General features: G+C 37.0%; 14 protein-coding genes. 8 read left to right on the top strand and 6 right to left on the bottom strand.

Annotated elements, in window-relative coordinates; genetic code table 11:
- Positions 1-142 precede the first annotated feature (142 nt).
- The 8 genes from HUJ22_RS02450 to HUJ22_RS02485 all read left to right on the top strand — a co-directional run bounded on the left by HUJ22_RS02450 (position 143) and on the right by HUJ22_RS02485 (position 7136).
- Positions 143-595 carry an anti-sigma regulatory factor gene (locus tag HUJ22_RS02450; protein ID WP_290876620.1) on the top strand — a complete coding sequence of 151 codons (453 nt, stop codon included), beginning with the start codon at positions 143-145 and terminating at the stop codon, positions 593-595.
- Complete coding sequence (locus HUJ22_RS02455; protein WP_290873233.1) at positions 585-1235, top strand: SpoIIE family protein phosphatase; 651 nt, start codon at positions 585-587, stop codon at positions 1233-1235. The genes HUJ22_RS02450 and HUJ22_RS02455 overlap by 11 nt, the downstream gene beginning before the upstream one ends.
- Positions 1225-3054 (top strand): PAS domain-containing protein, encoded by a 1830-nt coding sequence (locus tag HUJ22_RS02460; protein WP_290873236.1) that lies wholly within the window; start codon positions 1225-1227, stop codon positions 3052-3054. Before HUJ22_RS02455 ends, HUJ22_RS02460 begins: the two co-directional genes overlap by 11 nt.
- A gap of 11 nt (positions 3055-3065) precedes the next feature.
- Entirely contained in the window at positions 3066-3704 is a 639-nt protein-coding gene (locus HUJ22_RS02465; RefSeq protein ID WP_290873239.1) for a response regulator transcription factor, read from the top strand.
- 467 nt (positions 3705-4171) lie between these two features.
- Positions 4172-4549 carry a carboxypeptidase-like regulatory domain-containing protein gene (locus HUJ22_RS02470; RefSeq protein ID WP_290873242.1) on the top strand — a complete coding sequence of 126 codons (378 nt, stop codon included), beginning with the start codon at positions 4172-4174 and terminating at the stop codon, positions 4547-4549.
- A gap of 374 nt (positions 4550-4923) precedes the next feature.
- Complete coding sequence (locus tag HUJ22_RS02475; RefSeq protein WP_290873245.1) at positions 4924-5109, top strand: hypothetical protein; 186 nt, start codon at positions 4924-4926, stop codon at positions 5107-5109.
- A gap of 209 nt (positions 5110-5318) precedes the next feature.
- Positions 5319-5963, top strand: coding sequence for a response regulator transcription factor (locus HUJ22_RS02480; RefSeq protein ID WP_290873248.1), 645 nt, complete (start codon positions 5319-5321; stop codon positions 5961-5963).
- A 27-nt stretch (positions 5964-5990) separates the two neighbouring features.
- Positions 5991-7136, top strand: a complete 1146-nt coding sequence (locus HUJ22_RS02485) for a sigma-54 dependent transcriptional regulator (protein WP_290873251.1) — start codon at positions 5991-5993, stop codon at positions 7134-7136.
- 163 nt (positions 7137-7299) lie between these two features.
- Here HUJ22_RS02485 and HUJ22_RS02490 read toward each other — a convergent pair whose 3' ends face one another.
- From HUJ22_RS02490 to HUJ22_RS02515, 6 genes are all read right to left on the bottom strand, one after another.
- Positions 7300-7749, bottom strand: coding sequence for a hypothetical protein (locus tag HUJ22_RS02490; protein WP_290873254.1), 450 nt, complete (start codon positions 7747-7749; stop codon positions 7300-7302).
- A gap of 255 nt (positions 7750-8004) precedes the next feature.
- On the bottom strand, positions 8005-10611 hold the full coding sequence (locus HUJ22_RS02495) for a glycosyl hydrolase family 18 protein (protein WP_290873257.1): 2607 nt from the start codon (positions 10609-10611) through the stop codon (positions 8005-8007).
- A gap of 580 nt (positions 10612-11191) precedes the next feature.
- Complete coding sequence (locus HUJ22_RS02500; protein ID WP_290873260.1) at positions 11192-12370, bottom strand: glycoside hydrolase family 18 protein; 1179 nt, start codon at positions 12368-12370, stop codon at positions 11192-11194.
- Positions 12371-12554: 184 nt separating this feature from the next.
- The gene (locus HUJ22_RS02505) at positions 12555-15398 is read right to left on the bottom strand and encodes a fibronectin type III domain-containing protein (RefSeq protein ID WP_290873263.1); all 2844 of its coding nucleotides are present in this window, start codon (positions 15396-15398) and stop codon (positions 12555-12557) included.
- 48 nt (positions 15399-15446) lie between these two features.
- Positions 15447-15962, bottom strand: coding sequence for a hypothetical protein (locus HUJ22_RS02510; RefSeq protein ID WP_290873266.1), 516 nt, complete (start codon positions 15960-15962; stop codon positions 15447-15449).
- Positions 15952-17907, bottom strand: a complete 1956-nt coding sequence (locus tag HUJ22_RS02515; RefSeq protein WP_290873269.1) for a hypothetical protein — start codon at positions 17905-17907, stop codon at positions 15952-15954. Before HUJ22_RS02515 ends, HUJ22_RS02510 begins: the two co-directional genes overlap by 11 nt.
- Between the last annotated feature and the right edge of the window lie 34 nt (positions 17908-17941).

Genomic DNA, 17941 nt, shown 5'->3' on the forward strand with positions numbered 1-17941 from the left:
GTTACTCTATCAATCAGTTGAAAATGTATTGTCAAGGATAGCAAACAACTTATATATGTTATTCCAAAAGAAGTTAAACCGGGTCGTAAAAAATTAATAGTATATTAATTAGGTGATAGCAGCCTAAGAAGTAACAATCGTGATGGATAAGGACTCCAAAAAAACTGAAAATGATCTTAAGAAGCTGACCGCGGAAGTTTTTCCGATAGGCTCTGATTTAGATTTGGTTTCCATACGGGATTTTGGCAGAAAAATGGCCGCACAAATTGGTTTCGAGGGTAGCGATCAAACCCTTATAGCTACCGCTCTTTCAGAAATTTGCCGAAATGTATTGGAATATGCAGGTACAGGAGAGGTTAAGATTGAACCTGATAAAGATAAAAACTCAGAAGGGATTTTGATTACAGTCACGGACACCGGACCGGGTATTGAAGATGTAAGAAAAGCATTGCAGGAAGGTTATTCCACTGGTCGCGGTATGGGAATCGGTTTGCCGGGTACAAAAAGAATTATGGACAAATTTGAAATACATTCAAATATTGGCAAGGGAACCACTGTAATTATGGCAAAATGGCTTGATAAATATGAGTTTTAACGATCATAAAATAGAAACCGGTAAAACAAAGTTTATTGCATGGAGTTCAGCACGACTCCCCAAGGAAGGAGAGAAAATTTGTGGCGACCTTAGCTTGGTAAAAAAGTCAAATGGAAAAGTTTTAGTTGCAGCAGTAGATGGGCTTGGACATGGAGTCAGTGCGGCTAAGGCGAGTAAAAAAGCTATCGATTTGCTGGAATCATTTGAAAAAGAATCCCTTATTAATCTTATTCACCGATGCCATAAAGAACTTCGGCAAACCCGAGGGGTTGTAATGAGTCTGGCTCTGATAGATTCAAAGGAAAATATGATGACGTGGATTGGAGTAGGAAATGTAGAAGGGGTATTATTTCGTGCTCATTCTGAAGTCGGCCAAAAACTGGAACGAATTGTATTAAGAGGCGGCGTGATAGGATACAAATTACCATCACTTCAAGCAGCTATGATTCCTATTTTTAAAGATGATATTGTAGTATTTACAACTGATGGTGTGGAGCATGATTATGTAGATGAATTAAATGCTAGTGAGCACCCCGAAGAAATTGTTGAATTCGTAGCTTCTAATTATTTCAAAAAATCTGATGATGCATTAATTATTGCTGGAAAGTATTTGGGAGAAGGATTTCAATATGAAAACTAAGGTTGGAAGATATATCACTGAGCAGTTTTATGAAGGCCTTAAAGATTATTTGGTCAATGAAAAGGAAGAAATATTGGCTAAGGCTTATGAAATGGGCCGAAAAAGCTTACAGGAAGGATATACTGAGCTGAACATAATCGAAATGTATAAAAGTGCTCAGTTAAGGCTGAATGAAAATGGGTTAGAGTTTGATACAAAGGAAAAATTTAACAGGGCTTCCCGTTATCTGACTGAGTGGCTGGCACCGTATGAAGTAAGGCTGCGAAGTTATCGGGATATGATTAAAAAGCTCAATACAAAAAATGACCAGCTTGAGAAAGAAATAGAAAACCGTAAACAAGCCGAGAAAGAACTTCAGCGTAGCAGGGCTTATTTCCAGACACTAATTGAAAATGCACAAGACATTATTACCATACTCGATCATAAAGGTATTATTCGTTATGAAAGTCCTTCTGTGGAACGTATTCTGGGGTATGAACCCAAGGAGTTAAATGGCAGAGATGCTTTCCAATATTTGCATGAAGATGACAGAGAAAAGGTTTTGAAATTATTTGCTGAAGTTGTGGCTAATCCCAACCTTGTACACACGGCTGAATACAGATTTCGACATAAGAGTGGAAAATGGGTTTATCTGGAAAGCATAGCCAAGAACATTCCGGATAGTATGGACGGCCCGGTTGTAGTGGTTAACTCACGCGATATAACCGATCGCATTAGCAATATCCGAAAGTTAGAGGAAAACAAAGTTCAGCTTGCTGAAGCACAGCGCATTGCAAAAGTTGGCAGTTGGGAATGGAATCCGGGTATAAAAGGAAATGAACTTGAATGGTCAGAGGAAATGTGCCGGATATACGGAGTTAAGCCGGAAAATTTTGATCATAGTTATGATACTTTTATCGAACGGGTTCATCCGGATGATCGGGAAAGAACGCAACGTATCATCAAAAGGTGCCTGGAAAATAAAGAGTCTTGTTCCTTTGAACATAAAATAATACGAACGGATGGTGAAGTACGTACTCTGTTATGTATGGGGCACATGATTACAGATGAGAATGATAAGGTCGTAAAAATGATTGGTACGGGGCAGGATGTTACCGAGCAGAAGGAAAAAGAAAAAAAACTGAAAGAATATAGCGAACAGCTTCGGAAGCTGTCAGCACGAATTGAGCGTGCCAGAGAGGAGGAACGAATTCGAATTTCGAGAGAAGTACATGATGAATTAGGACAAATGTTGACTGTTCTTAAGATGGACATCTCTATGCTTAATAGTGAAATGCGAGAAATGCTTCCAGATGATACCCACACTTTTTTTCATAATGAAGCACAGAAAGTATTGGAAAGAATCAACGTGATTATTAAATCTGTTCAGAGAATAACTACCGAATTGAGGCCTGAAGTTTTGGATGATCTAGGACTGAAAGACGCCATTGAATGGCAGGCTCAGGAGTTCAGTAATCGTACAGGAATAGATATCCATTTTAGTTCTGGCATTTCTGATACCGATTTTTTGGACGATGAACAGTCAACTACCCTGTTTCGCATTTTTCAGGAAACATTGACGAATGTACTTCGACACGCTAAGGCTACGACAGTTGACATTAACTTAAGAAAAGAAAATAATCATATACAGTTGATTATCGTGGATGATGGTATTGGAATTACTCAAAAAGAAAAAGAAGCGTCAACCTCATTAGGTCTTATCGGAATGAGAGAGCGCACACAGCTTCTTGGGGGTAGTGTAAGTATTGAAGGAGAAAAAGAAAAAGGAACCAAGGTTGTTTTAACGATTCCGTTTGAAAAAACGGAGAAGAATAAATAAGGAGGTTTGTTATGATAAAAGTAATAATTGCAGATGATCACCCTCTTGTAAGAGAAGGGATAAAAAAAGTCGTGGATCAGAGTACTATTGATATTGAGGTTTCCGGGGAAGCTTCTGATGCTCATGAATTGATGGATATGCTGAGGGAGCAAAAAGCAGATATTATAATATTAGATATAGCAATGCCGGGTAAAAGTGGCCTTGATGTATTGAAGGATATCAAGGATTTTCATCCAAACCTCCCTGTATTGATTTTAAGTATGCATCCGGAAGATCGGTTTGCTATCAGGGCACTTAAGGCCGGCGCATCAGGTTATCTGAATAAAAGCAGTATTTCAGATCAAATGGTAAATGCTATCCGAAAGATTGTGGTGGAAAAGAAAAGATATATTAGCCCGAATGTTGCTGAACAGCTCGCGGCTCGGGTTGATCTTAATCACGAACAGCCTCTTCATGAATCACTTTCAGATAGGGAATATCAGATTTTGTGCATGATCGGATCCGGGAAAAAAGTAAATGAAATTGCTAAAGAATTATCTATAAGCATTCAAACGGTACATACCTATCGTTCAAGAATAAAAGAGAAAACAAACCTAAACTCGAATGTAGAAATTACTCGTTATGCTCTGCAACATAATCTGATTGATTGATTGCATTTTAACTCAAAAATATACGCTTCTTTTTTCGTTAAAAAGATCAAATCAACTTTAATTGATTTTAGTACTCCAAAAAGTCAAGGAGAGACTTCCTGACAGGTGACTTCTCTTTTATATTTTATACGCTCGTCATAATAAAAAACTTATCTTTTCTTTACTAAACCTACGTGGGTGTTAGTGTCTGGATTGCACCGTGAGAAATATTTGTCTCATAAAATTAACTAACGAGATAAGAAAAAATGCAATACCACTACAAGAAAATATCACACCCTGAAAAGAAGTATTTGACAAAAAGTGTCCGCTCTTTTTTACGTGTTTGAAAGGAACACCTCAACCACTTTTCAGATATAACTAATCAACTAAATCAAGTGACGAATTTAATGATATATATTATCGTCATGTTTTAGAATTTTACATTATAGAATAAGTAAAATAAACAATTAAGCAAGAGAGGAAAAGTTATGTTTAGACTTAAAAATTCAATTCTATCAAGTGTATTTGCAATATTGTTTGGGTTGGTACTTTTGCCAGTCAATTCAACACTGCAAGGCCAAACCATCCAAGCAAGTTCGGATGCTATGATTACTATTAGTGGGGATGTTATCAATGCTGATAATAATCAACCTGTACCCGGTGTTCTTGTCACCATTGTTGGGGATGTTGGGGAGAATAAAGAAGTTGAATCCAATCAACGAGGTAAGTTCAGCTTTAATAGTCTCAGTCCCGGAAAATATACTCTTAAAGTAGATGATCCGAGATATGAAGAATTCTCAAAAGATGTTGAACTCACAAGCCAGGACAGTAATAAAAAAATAACCATAAAACTGAAACCTGCATAACTAACCCGCTTACTCCATTCATAAACCCCTAAAGTTAAGGTTAGGTTAGGTGCAAAGAGGTCATCCTTATTATAAGGGTGGCCTTTTTAATTTATACAGAAAAAAGAGAATACTTTGCAGTTAAAGTAGACAATGACAGGATTAGAGATACTACTATAAGTGTTGCTAAAATTTACTACACATTTATAATAAATTTGTGTGCCAAATAGATAGCGGTAAATGTGACAACTTCTATTGAGGTTGTAATGACAAGAAATTCAGATTCTTTCCTATACCGCACTTGCTCTCCAATCTATATGTTATCCTCAGTGCTTGACGGGATTAGTCAACACCTATTTAGCTAAAAACTAAAAAAGAAAAGGGATACAAAAAATATGGAAACATCCGAGCCATTAGTTTTAGATCCGGATAATTTGAATAGTGAAACCAAGATATCCGGTAATAACAATAAGGCATTTCAAAATGCGGAAACTCCGCATGAAGAGTTCCTTTTGGAACTGATGAATGGGGAGCAAAATCATAGCTATAAAAAAAATAAGTTGACTCGAGCAGTAGGATGAAAGTCTATTCGAGTGTCAAAAAATAGAGTTCAGTTTAGTAATCCAAGAGGTGAGAGACCTACTTGAAGCGCTTTTATTTTAAGCCATGAAATCCAAACAATTAGGTTTCAAAGAATTGATACGATGCATTTTAAAATTAATTACAAAAAGTTCAGAGTTGTTTCTATTTCAAAATTTCTGAGCTGTTTATACACTAACCAAACCAAAAGATGATTAAAGTAATTATAGCTGATGATCATCCTCTGGTAAGAGAGGGCATTAAAAAAGTTCTGGTAAAAGGTGATCTCGAAATAGAGGTTATCGGAGAAGCATCAGAATCAGAAGAACTGATGGACTTGTTGGATAAAGAATTGCCCAATTTATTAATTCTGGATATAGGAATGCCGGGTAAAAGTGGATTAGATATGTTAAATGAGATTAGGCAAAAATACAAAGATTTACGTGTTCTGATGCTGAGTATGCATCCGGAAGATCGATTTGCAGTACGGGCGCTTAAGGCCGGAGCCTATGGATATTTAAATAAAGAAAGTGTTACCGGTAAGCTTTTGAATGCAATAGAAACGATAGTAAATAGAAATAAGAGATATATCAGTGATAAAGTTGCTGAGCAATTGGTTCGGGAGGTAAATGAGGGAGAATCTAATACACCCCATGAAAAACTTTCAGACCGTGAATTTGAGGTAATGTGTATGATTGCATCAGGTAAAAAGATCAAAGAAATAGCAAAAGATCTTTCCCTGAGTACCAGGACTATACACACATATCGATCAAGATTAATGGATAAAATGGGGCTAAGATCAAATGTTGCAATAACCCGATACGCATTAACTCATCAACTAATTGAAGAGCCCTAATTTTAATTTTATTTAAAGAAGAAGATTATGCAAAGTGATAGTAAATACCATAAGGAAAGTAAGGACAAAATCGAACCCATTTTTATAGCGGAATCTCCATCCATGAAGGAGTTATGTTCCCAAATTAACAGGATTGCCAAAACAGAAGCTACTGTGCTTTTGACCGGTGAAAGTGGAACGGGGAAAGAAATTGTATCCCGGTTAATCCATCACCGAAGTGGACGAAAAGAAAGACCTTTTGTAGCCCTTAATTGCGGAGCCATTCCAAAAGATATTGTAGAAAGTGAATTATTTGGTTTTGAGAAAGGGGCTTTTACAGGGGCATTTAAACAAAAAGAAGGATGTTTTGAGTTAGCTGATAATGGAACTCTTTTTCTAGATGAAATAGGTGAGATGTGCTTGGATATGCAAGTAAAATTATTGCGGGCTGTTGAATATAAAACCTTTCGACGTATTGGTGGGAAAAAGGAAATTAAAACAGATGTTCGAATTATCGCAGCTACTAATCGGGACATGTCTGATGCGATGAAAAATGGTGAATTCAGAAAAGATCTTTTTTACAGATTAAGTGTCATTGAATTGCATATTCCTCCTTTAAGAGAACGAAAGGAAGATATACCGGCCTTGGTCAATTGTTTTCTGAATATGTTTTCTAAAAAATATAAATGTGAAGGCAAAAAATTATCGGACGAAAGTATGCAATTGCTATTAGAATATAATTGGCCGGGTAATGTAAGAGAACTGAGAAATACAATGGAAAGATGCGTTATAATGTGTCAGGATTCTACTATTCGTCCCGCTTATCTTACAAATGATATCTCAGGAATTAAGGAATATGAAGGTAATCAAGGAGCATCTAATAACGATTTGGTTAATTCAACTACAAGGCTAGATAATGGCCATCAAAGATACACAATGAAAGAGAACAGTTATAGTAATGGCCACGATTTCGACTATCAAAAAATTGAAAACAACGGAAATGGGTCTTACTCCCAAAAGGAATTAAATATTCCAGTTGGTGCCAGTATGCAGGAAGCAGAGAGAATATTGATCAACAAAACTCTTTCTATGGTAGATAATAATAAATCAGAGGCAGCAAAAATTTTAGGGTTTAGTCGTCAGACTCTCCACAACAAATTGAATAAGTACAATGGGCAGAGTAGTACCTCATGATTGGTTAAGAGAGATAAAAAGCACCCCTTTAGAGGGTGCTTCTTCCATTCATAAAACAAAAAACCCCTAAGCCAACAAGCCAACAAGCCAGGAAGCCTCAAATGGATAATTTGGGGCTTCCTCTTTTTTTTAATAATGTTTCAAATTTAGACAAAAAAGTAGTTTAGTTTTTATTGATATAATGATCTATGCCTGATTCATTAAACCATTTTTCTAGTGTAAGACTGATAAGGTTATCATTATCAGATTCAATTATGAATTTGTCGTATACAGTTTTGATCTTTGTGAGTTTACTTTCTGCCTTTTTTTTCACTTCTGTTGAACCTGCAGTAGATGGAGTTTTAGAGCCTTCTAATTTTACTTGTTTTACTAAAAAAGAAACTCCGATACCTTGACTGTTTTCAAGGCTGCTAATTGTGGTGTGTATTTCTTTAAAAATATTAAGAAAAAGCCGATAGACTTCTGAAATAGAGGTTAGTAAAACGGTAAGTTCAGCTTTACTAATATTTAGCAATAGCAATTCCTCTTGAATTTCATCTAAAATCTTATGTATGTCATTTGTACTGGTAACTTTGTTACTGATAATGATTTTTTTAGAAAGCTTTTTATTCATAGGATAGTTTTTAAAAGCAAATGAAATACAGATAATTTGATAGATATGAAATTAGCCAACGATAAAATAGCTAATCATTAAATTTTAAGCATCTCACCCCATATCTTAAATAATCAATGAAATGACGGAGAGGATTCTTTATACCACCGCTGTAAATATTGAAAAAAATAAAATCAAATAAAAATCCGAACCGGGTTCCCCCGGTTCGGATAAAAGTTGCAAATGGTGGACTAAGCCTGCCATATTTATTATTTATTAACTATTTGTTGATTTCTTGAATCGGAGATTATCAACATAGTAAGTCTTTTGAACTCCACTTCCTTCCAAAAGATCAATTCGATGAATAGTATTGTTATTTGGGTTCAACTCGGACATGGGGATGCTAATGATTACCCATTGGTTAGCCGGAATAGAACCATGTTTGACTTTAGGAAAGGATTGTCCTTCATCATTTTCTAACATAACACTGAATGAATTTTCGCTGCTGGTTGAATATACTGCGAACTCAATAGCCGAATATTCGGAAGGGTTCACATTTTGGGCATTGCTCCAACTTCCGCTATGCATGGAAAGACTGCCCCATTTATTTTGTACAACTTTAATTGCGCGTGTTCCGCTTTGTACCTTTTCTGTATTCTGATAGTCTATGGAAGCATTCCATGATGTATTTATCCACGGGGAAATCAGATCATCAGTATAAACTTCTTGATAACTAGTAGGGGCTGGTTCCGGTTCAGAATCATCTACTGAACCGTTTGTACCTGATCCTAATAAATTGAAGTTATCGATATAATATGTTCTGGTATCGCCGCTTATTTCCATGATGCTTATACGGTGCACTGCATGGTTGTTAGGGTTGAGTTCACTAACCGGAATTTGCATTAAAGTCCATTTTCCTGCTGCAATTTCTCCAATAGAAACTTTGGGGAAGGATTGACCACTGTCATTTTGCAGCATTACATTAAATGAAGATTGTTGATCTTGTGCAAATACTGAAAATTCAACGAATTCATGATCAGAGGAGATGATTTCTTGCGGGCTTCCCCAACTTCCGCTGTGCAGGGAAAAACCGCCCCAACGGTTTTGCTCGATCTTGATCGACTTATTTCCTGATTTAACTTTCTCATTGCTGTTAAAATCAACTATGGTACTCCAAGATGCATTAATCCAGGGGGAATTCAGCTCATCACCGAAAATCACATCACTCACAACGGTGTCTGTAGCTCCATCGTCAGTGTTATCTTCTTCCGGATTATCGTTGCCTTCATCAGGTGTAGAGTTGTCTACAGTTACATTAATCACACTTGTAGAGGTGTTTCCTGCTGCATCCGATGCAACTGCTTTTAATTCAGAAGTACTAAGATCTGTAGAAGATAAAAGATTACTTGAACTTGTGTTAGTGTCCCAACTATAGATATAGGGATCAAAGCTGAAATTATGGACTGATTCTCCATTGATAAAAAGTTCAACATTTGAAACATCAGTATTGTCTATTGCTTCAATATTGATATCTATGATACCTGAAACTGTACTGCCATCAGCAGGGGCTGTAACGTTTACGGTAGGAGCTGTTATATCTTTTTCAGGCTCAGTTGGAGTAGTTGAACCATTGTTCATAGCCACTTTAACAGCTTGTAAGAGGTTGTCTCGCTGACCTTCCGGCTGATCTTTTCTGTATCCACCACTCAGTTCCCAAATGATAGTTCCACCTAATCCTTTTTCACGAGCGTAATCAAATTTAGCTTGAATGCTTTTCTCATCGTCATAGGAGATAAACTTGTCATTTGAACTTCCGGATTGGTCAATACTCAAATAAGCTCCGAGAGCCTGATCATCCCATCTATAATTATCAGCGTGATAATAATCATTCATAATTTTGTGATAAGGAACGTTATCCTGAACTGTTGGTGCAGTATCCCAAGCTTGGTTCGGGCTGGTAACACCGCCTGTATTGGTTCCGGTTCCTCCACTCCATACATAACCGTAGAAATCGATCCCAATTCCTATTTTGGAAGCAGGTACTCCTGCGGCGATAAAAGCTTTTACTTTTTCGTCAATAGAAGGCAATGGTTTAGACATTCCAGGGAAAGTAAGTCCTCCGCTGTAAACTGCTGCATTGTGCCAGCTTACCCAGCCTTCCCATGCACCACTAAAATCGTATGTCATTAAGTTAACGTGGTCAACCTTGTCATGTATTTGACCAAATAATTCAGGATGCCAGTTTGTTACAACTGAGACTAATGGTTCAGATGCCAAAGGGACATCAATCGTTTCTAACGCAAGGTTTAGTTCATCAATGAATGCTATGTAATTATCAACATCACCACTTTGTATAGGTTCCATATCGATATCTACACCATCAAATCCCCATTGTACCATTATATTTACAATGTTAGCTACAAAGGTGGCTCGATTAGCTGGTTTGATAGCACTGGAAAAGCCGTCGTAATTGCCCCATCCACCTATCGAGAACATAACGGGTTTACCATTTTCATGACCTGCCGTTATAATCGAGTTGATACGTTCAGGGCTTAGGTTTTCATAAGCTGCTACTGCAGAAAGTGATCCGTCTGCTTTTGCGCTAAATGCAAAATAGTACAGATGCGTAAAAGCATCCCAGTCAATTTCTTCGGTTGGCAGATTTCCCCAGTTTCCTGTGGGTTCTACATAATGATTCCAGGAAGCCATATAAGCACCAACCCATAGGTCGGTATTGGTTTCCACTTTAGATTGTTTACTTGATTCTGAAGAGTATTCCTCTTTTGAGTTTTGGTTATTATTTGTTTCCAGGTTAGGACCTGTTATTTCTGAGCAATTACTCAAAAAAACAGATGCAATGATTAAGAATGCTAGTTTTCTCATGATTGTTTATTATCTCTTGTTTGGTTAATAGCTCAAATATTGAGCTTAAGAAGGGCTGTCTTAACCGGTGATCTAAATCAATAGATGTACTTGGCGTGGCCTCTTGATTGTAATACGTTCAACTATTTTTATGTAATAAATAATAATTGAAAATTGTAATAAATCTTATCACAATTGTGTACCCAATGATATTACGTTTTGTTCCAAAAAAAAAGATTGTTTTGTAAAAAAAATGAGAAAAAGAAATTACATGGCAATCTATATATCTAATAAACATTATCTTAAGGGGTGAAGAAATTATTAAAATTTTTTAATAAAAAAACTTTCAGAAGTATTAGATTTTATATAAGTGTAACAAATATTCTTCTTACACTTTATCGTTATAAATAGGAGGGGTTATACTTAATTTTACAATGTTGTCTCATTTTTTGAGACAATAAATTGCGCTAAAGTGTAAGTATTAAGAAGAGCAGATTGAATTTTTTTAAATAATAACTCAGATTTCAGTAGGATTTGAAAAAGATAAGTATCTGAGCTTTACAATTTTGATAAGCGATTCGTGTTGGTTTTATATTTATAACTACCGATGCAGTTCTTTTTTTACTTTTTGCAGCAAAAGATCTTTTTTTCCTTTAGGCGCTTCTTTTTGATACCCTCCGCTTAAGTCCCATATTATTACTCCGCCAATATTTTTTTCGCGCACATAATTTATTTTGGCTTCTATACTTTTTTCATCATCGTATGAAATGAATTGCTTGTATAACGGAATAAGGTGGTCTTTACTTAAGTAAGCAGCTTTAGCTTCTGCATCCCATTGATAGTTTTCTTTTTCAAAATATTCTTTCATTATTTGATGATAAGGCACATTTGATTGTACAGTAGGAGGGATGGTCCAATTTTGTAGAGGTCCAGTGACAAATCCGGACCACACATATCCATAGAAATCTATTCCAATCCCAAGTTTTTCTTTAGGAACTCCTGCTTTTAAAAATTTTTCAACTTCACTGTTTGCTGAAGGAAGCGGCCTATCCGAATCAAGAAACGTTTTACCTCCACTATATACGGGAGAATTATGCCAACTGACCCAGCCTTCCCATGCACCGCTAAAGTCATATGTCATTAAATTAATCTGATCAAATTTGGTATGGAGCTCCGCAAATATGTTTGGACTCCAATTGGTAGCAGTTGTCAGATATGGTGTTAGACCAAGTGGAGTTCGTCTTTTTTGTAGCTGGCTGTGAAGTTCTGTAATAAATGCTTTATAATTTTCTTCATCATGGGGTTTAATAGGCTCCATATCAATATCTACCCCATCAAACCCCCATTTTTCCATAACCATTATTATACTTCTTATGAAATGTTCTCTTGAATCTGATTTAATGGCTTCACTGAAACCGGAGTAGTTTCCCCAACCGCCAACTGAAAAAAGTACGGGGGTATTATGGCTATGTGCAGCCGATACAATGGATTTAATACGGCTTGGACTGAAGGTTTCATATTCTTTTATAGGAGCAAGATTACCATTTTGATCAACGGTTAATGCAAAGTAAAAAAGATGAGTAAAAGCATCCCAATCAATTTCTTCAGTTGGTAAATTACCCCAATTTCCTCCAGGGGGAGCATGATGATTCCAGGCTCCGAAATAGGCACTTACCCAAATGTCAGTCTCTTTAATACTCCCTACTGAATTTGGAGTAACAAAAATTTCACAGGAACTAAATATAAGGATCAATGAAATAAGTATAGGAAACTTTTTCATGATCGAAAGAGCTTTATTAATGTTTCAAAACTTGATAAAATGACACTTTTATTTATTAAGTTTTAATTCACCAAAATGTTCCAAATCCTACAAAAAAATCATAAAAATTTACATTTGATGTAGTAGAATTGGTCTTTTAGCCCGGACATTCCTTTTTTAATAAGGAATAATGTTATCCATAGCTTTACTTAATAAGGGTAAGCTTTTTATAAAGCACTTTTTTACCAGTTTTTAGTCGATAAATAAAAACACCACTTGACAAAGGTTGGCCGTTTGCATCTTCTCCATTCCACCGAACCCGATAGAAACCGGGTTGTTGTTGTGAGTTTATTAGTGTCAGGACTCTTTGTCCCAAAATATTGAAAATGTCTAACTGTACAGGAACCTGACCGACTTGTTTTGGAATACTGTATTCAATGACGGTTTGCCCGTTAAATGGGTTTGGATAATTTTGAGCTAACTTGAACTCACTTGGGACAACTTTTCGAGTATTTTCCTCAATATCTGTTGAGTTTCCTAACAGTAATGAATAGTAGGTGATTTCTTTTTTGGGGTTCAAATAAATGGATTTATCATCAGAAAGTTTATGAGTTTTGGCTGTCTGTATATCTACCAGAACTGCCTGATGAGGAGCTATGTTTTGTAGACCGCTAATTCTCAAATAAATTTCAGAACCAGGTTTAGCTTTTAATTGCAGCTGAAATTCATGTAAGCCATTTTTTTGCTTTCGTAAATCTATAGCAAGCTGACGGCTTAGACTCTTACTTTTATTATCGGGTATCATTGTAAGTTTGTAAGGCTCGAAATCACCCGGAGGTGCAAATTGATAGACTCTCTTTATTCCATTTGTATTAATTCCGGCTTCTATGGTTGAATAGCTTTTCCCGTCTTTTAATACTGAAACATCTAAACTTTGTTTTGCAGGTATTTTTTGATTGTTAGCAGTAAATTTTTCCTTAGAAATTGCAGGTTTGGGGTAAGGAATATGAATATGCTGCAAGGAATCCCTGTTAAAAAAGTAATAGCCATGGAACGGCTGTAAAATTTCTGATTGACTAAAGGAGCCATTAAATTCCCAAATAACATCTTCTAATTGGTTTACAGATTGAACATAACTCCAGGATACAGCTTGATTAAAAGGATTAGAGATAATATTCCATCCGGGGTGCAGAGAAATTGTGTATGCTGCTTCATTGTTTAGTGGTACAGTTGGGATTGAATCTTTAAGTTGAACTTTTCTTTTACTAAGAACCCAGAATCCTCTTCCGGGGCTCAGTATAAATTGTTCTGAACCATCGAATTCTATAAGATAATTTTCATCTGAACCATTATCCCAAAAAGCATTCCAGTCTTTGGAATGTGTACCTTTAAATAACTGATCTAAAGATATTTCTGATTGAGCCGGCACTCCAATTAGCCGATAACTGTTGCTGGAAAAAGTAGAAGGAAAAGAAAAAGTATGATCTAAAAAAACAGATTGTGCATAAAGAATAAATGGCAAGCTTATAGCATAATTGTCAGGATTTTGAGTGTCTGAAATTTTAATGTTGGCTTGGTCAGAAGAATAATTTGGTACATCCCAAATATATGAACCACTACCGGCATTGACTTCATCAGCTATCAATATCCATGAACTGTCGGGGTGAAGGCGGTACTCAATATTTAAATTTTGAATGCTTTCGTCTGCTGACCATGTAATGGTATAAGTTCGCTTCGCCTCAACAATTTCCTGCTTAGCCGGATTGCTAATGATAACCGGAGAATTCTGTGACCTAGTGATAAAATTCCAGGTTTCTGACCAATCACTTTTACCTGCATCATTAAAAGCTCTGATTCTCCAATAATAAGTAGTAACAGATTCCAAGCCTGATAACTGATGAGTAGTAGATGCATGATCTTCGACTTCTTCAATCAAATTATTAAAACTGTTATCTGTAGCCACCTGAACATGGTAGGTATCGGCCCGGTCGGCACTGTTCCACTGCAGGGTGGGGTTGGTTGCGACTCCGGTTGCCCCGTTTGAGGGTGAAACCAAAGTGGGGGCATTCGGTGGAGTAGCCGGGGGATCTTTGACGGTAAAACTCCAAATGTCAGACCACTCGCTGTTTCCTCCCTGGTTGGCCGCCCGAACCCGCCAATAGTAGGTGGTAGAATGGTTGAGCCCGGCCGGTTGATAATTAGTTTGACTCAGCCCGGATTGATCAACCACCGGAGAGCTGAAGTCTGTGCTTGTGGCTACCTGAACATGGTAGGTATCGGCCCGGTCGGCACTGTTCCACTGCAGGGTGGGGTTGGTTGCGACTCCGGTTGCCCCGTTTGAGGGTGAAACCAAAGTGGGGGCATTCGGTGGAGTAGCCGGGGGATCTTTGACGGTAAAACTCCAAATGTCAGACCACTCGCTGTTTCCTCCCTGGTTGGCCGCCCGAACCCGCCAATAGTAGGTGGTAGAATGGTTGAGCCCGGCCGGTTGATAATTAGTTTGACTCAGCCCGGATTGATCAACCACCGGAGAGCTGAAGTCTGTGCTTGTGGCTACCTGAACATGGTAGGTATCGGCCCGGTCGGCACTGTTCCACTGCAGGGTGGGGCTGGTAGAGGTCTCATTGGCTCCATTGGCAGGTGAAGCAAGGATAGGTGTTTCAGGCGGCTCAGGTACATCTTCTTGTGTTGTAAAATTCCAGATATCAGACCAACCGCTTAATAGTAGCCCATTAGAAGATCGCACTCTCCAATAATAAGTCGTTTCATAATTAAGACCACTAACTTCATATGTAGTACCGGTAAGGCCGGATTCATCTACAATAATATTATCAAAGTTTGGATCTGTGGCAACTTGTAATAAATAGCTGCTAGCACCGGAAGCACTGTTCCATTCGAGCGTAAGAGTAGTAGGCTGATTGGTCGCTCCATCAGGTGGTGATTCCAGAACCGGGGTGTCTGGGGTAAGTTGAGCGAAAACCGGTTCAGTAGTTGCAAAGAAGCAACAAACAAAAGCGGTGATCCATAAGATTTGTTTAGATAACTTCATGACTCTGGTTAGTATAATTTCTATTTAAAGCATCATTCGAGCACTTGGTTATTTATGGATTGCGGGTCTTCCCGGGGGGAACGGAAGATTATCGTTGTCGCTTTTCCATATTAGCCCAAGGGTAGTACCGGCTCCAACCAGAACTGCGCCTGCAGTAATGTAAATCCATTTTTTATTGACTGAAGAAGACATGTTTTCCGCATTCACCATGAATTGAATATTACTTTCATCTACCCCATTTGGGAAATCTTGCAGTACACTCCATTCAATTCTTCGTTCTTTACCGGGAAAAACATTTTTCCCTAAATCTCCGCTAGCAGCAGGGGAGGTAATTTCAAAGTTTTGATTTTCACCAAGGGAAAGCAATAATTTTACATCAAATTTGGTGTCCTTATTTTTTGCTAGCAAATCATAGTAAACTCTAACAGTGTCTGAGTTTTGTGAAAAATGTACATTTTCAATGCGCGGTAATTTTTCTTTCGATTTAACTCCTGAAGATGACCTGCAACTGCAGAAAAAGAAACCTATAATGATTAATCCAAATGTAATTTTGTTAATTTGCATAATTGAGGTTTTTTGCTTTTTCGTCAAAATGTTTAAACTGGTTTAATTTTCTTAATTGAACATCAAAAAATTTTATTTGTAGATTATTTTCCAAACAAATTTGATAAATACGGCGCATTACTTCTTTCGAAATAGTGGCATCAGTTATATGGAGTTCATCAATTTTTTTTGTTTTAATAAGGCGCTTTAATTTCCAGTGGCCACCGAAAACAGAAAATCCATTTATAAGTTTCCCTTCCATATAAGGGTCTTCATCAATAAACCCGACAGGTGAGTATTTTTCCGATTTAAGCGCCAATATTTGTTGTAGAGCAAGCAATCCTTGAGTTCCTGCTCCGTAAATTAGTACCCGACGATTGTCAGTCCTTGATTTGTGGAAAAGGTAACGGAGTAAATGAAATGAAACCCTTATGCCAAGGATGCAAGTTACCAGAAAATAAAAGTTGAGTATATACAGCAGATAGCTGAAAGAAAGGAGATCAGCCAAAAAGAAATAGTGGATAACACTTGTTAGTGTGATTGCCGTAAATATTGACTTAATAATTTTAAATACATCGGCTATTCCCAAACGGTTAATAGTTTCTTTGTATAGGCTTGTCAGCCAGAAAGTTATTGACTGAATGATTAATGGGAGACCGAGTATAATGGCAGTGTCTGCCTGATCTCTAAAAATCTTATTTAGTTGATCGGGAAATTGAAAATATATTGAACCTACAAAAGCAAGAATAATGAAGGTACTGTCAAGGATTTTAATAAAGTGCCGCTTGTTAATAACCAATGATTTGTAGATGTCATAAAAAATTCCGTTGTGTAAAAGATCAATTTCGTTATACCTCAGTTTACTGATTCCCATTTTGATGGTGGCAGCAATTATTAAAGAGATAAATACTGCAGTACTTGTTTGACCTGTTATGGAAATAGCAAAGGCACTGATTCCGAATAAAAGTGAAACAAGATATAGTACTAATACAGTATTCTTGTGAGAAAACCCATAGCTGATCAGCTGATGATGAATATGAGATTTATCAGGTTGAAATATTGAATGAATGATCTGTTTAAATGAAACACTTTCATTATTCTTTTTTTTATTTGGCAAGAACCATGAAAAAAATCGACGCACCATTGATAAGATGGTATCAATGATAGGTAGACCTAAGGCAAATATGGGGACCAGTACGGTAAAAGTGGTAGAAGCTTTGGTAAGGCCTTCAATAGAAAGTACCGCTAATGAAAAACCTAGAAACAAACTTCCGGAGTCTCCAAGAAAGATGGAAGCAGGACGAAAATTGTACCATAAAAAACCAAGTATTGAACTTGCTAAAAGTACTGATATGAGGGTAATTGTTGGTTCTCCTTGTATAAAAGCAATAGATGCAATAGTTCCTAATGCGATTACAGCAATTCCGGCTGCTAATCCGTCAAGTCCGTCAATTAAGTTAAAGGCATTAGTAATTCCTATAATCCAAAGAACAGTAATAGGATAGGACAGAAAAGAAAGTGCAAAATTTCCTGTTCCGAGAGGATTGTCAACCACGGAGATATTAATTCCTGCAATAAAAAGACATGAAGCCGCTATAAATTGAGCCAAGAACTTAGGTCCAGGTTTCAGGGTTTTAACATCATCCCAAATACCAATTGATAAAACAAGTATAAAGGAAACAAAAATCAGAAAATATTGGACAGGCCTAGTGATAAATCTACGTTCACTTTCAGGTATAATATCTGAAAGAAGGGAAGGGGCAAGAAATCCTATTAATATTATTCCAAGAACAAAACTTATAAAAATTGAAAGTCCCCCAAGCCGTGTTACAGGTTGGGTATGTACCTTTCTATGATCAGGCAGGTCAACCGCCCCGATTTTTTGGGCTATAATTTTCGCCGCTGGTGTTAGCAACAGAGATAAAACCAAGGTTAAAACAAAAACTATGAAGATTAAATTTGTCATAAATTTTAGCCAATTACTTTCAAGCGTTTTGATT

Source organism: Gracilimonas sp. (assembly GCF_014762685.1).
Lineage (GTDB): Bacteria > Bacteroidota > Rhodothermia > Balneolales > Balneolaceae > Gracilimonas.

Bases quoted from the DNA above. Each gene is read 5' to 3' on its own strand.
- HUJ22_RS02485 (WP_290873251.1), top strand. From the start codon at position 5,991: ATGCAAAGTGATAGTAAATACCATAAGGAAAGTAAGGACAAAATCGAA.
- HUJ22_RS02515 (WP_290873269.1), bottom strand. From the start codon at position 17,907: ATGACAAATTTAATCTTCATAGTTTTTGTTTTAACCTTGGTTTTATCT.
- HUJ22_RS02450 (WP_290876620.1), top strand. From the start codon at position 143: ATGGATAAGGACTCCAAAAAAACTGAAAATGATCTTAAGAAGCTGACC.
- HUJ22_RS02455 (WP_290873233.1), top strand. From the start codon at position 585: ATGAGTTTTAACGATCATAAAATAGAAACCGGTAAAACAAAGTTTATT.
- HUJ22_RS02510 (WP_290873266.1), bottom strand. From the start codon at position 15,962: ATGCAAATTAACAAAATTACATTTGGATTAATCATTATAGGTTTCTTT.
- HUJ22_RS02475 (WP_290873245.1), top strand. From the start codon at position 4,924: ATGGAAACATCCGAGCCATTAGTTTTAGATCCGGATAATTTGAATAGT.
- HUJ22_RS02500 (WP_290873260.1), bottom strand. From the start codon at position 12,370: ATGAAAAAGTTTCCTATACTTATTTCATTGATCCTTATATTTAGTTCC.
- HUJ22_RS02480 (WP_290873248.1), top strand. From the start codon at position 5,319: ATGATTAAAGTAATTATAGCTGATGATCATCCTCTGGTAAGAGAGGGC.
- HUJ22_RS02470 (WP_290873242.1), top strand. From the start codon at position 4,172: ATGTTTAGACTTAAAAATTCAATTCTATCAAGTGTATTTGCAATATTG.
- HUJ22_RS02505 (WP_290873263.1), bottom strand. From the start codon at position 15,398: ATGAAGTTATCTAAACAAATCTTATGGATCACCGCTTTTGTTTGTTGC.
- HUJ22_RS02465 (WP_290873239.1), top strand. From the start codon at position 3,066: ATGATAAAAGTAATAATTGCAGATGATCACCCTCTTGTAAGAGAAGGG.
- HUJ22_RS02495 (WP_290873257.1), bottom strand. From the start codon at position 10,611: ATGAGAAAACTAGCATTCTTAATCATTGCATCTGTTTTTTTGAGTAAT.
- HUJ22_RS02460 (WP_290873236.1), top strand. From the start codon at position 1,225: ATGAAAACTAAGGTTGGAAGATATATCACTGAGCAGTTTTATGAAGGC.
- HUJ22_RS02490 (WP_290873254.1), bottom strand. From the start codon at position 7,749: ATGAATAAAAAGCTTTCTAAAAAAATCATTATCAGTAACAAAGTTACC.